General features: G+C 73.0%; 1 protein-coding gene. It reads right to left on the bottom strand.

The genetic code is table 11. The annotated features are described in order from the left end of the window. A partial coding sequence (locus tag F0Q45_RS28900; RefSeq protein ID WP_223163978.1) for a hypothetical protein occupies positions 1 to 204 on the bottom strand: 204 nt, incomplete at both ends.

Raw genomic sequence — 204 nt, 5'->3', positions numbered from 1 at the left:
GACAGCGGTCCCCTTCGAGGCGACGTTAGTGACATTCGCACCACCGCCTGATCCGCCGGATCCGCCGTTGGAGGAGGTGCCGGTGCCCCCATCGCCGCCATCTCCGCCGGTCGCGCTGCCGAGTCCGGATGTGGACGCCGAACCGCCGTTCCCGCCACCCCCTCCTGCTGTGGCGCCCATGCCACCGGCGCCGCCATCGCCGCC

Origin of the sequence: Mycobacterium simiae, assembly GCF_008370645.1 — a bacterium.
GTDB classification, from domain to species: Bacteria; Actinomycetota; Actinomycetes; order Mycobacteriales; family Mycobacteriaceae; genus Mycobacterium; species Mycobacterium simiae_A.
This window is presented reverse-complemented; position numbering and strand designations above follow the sequence as displayed.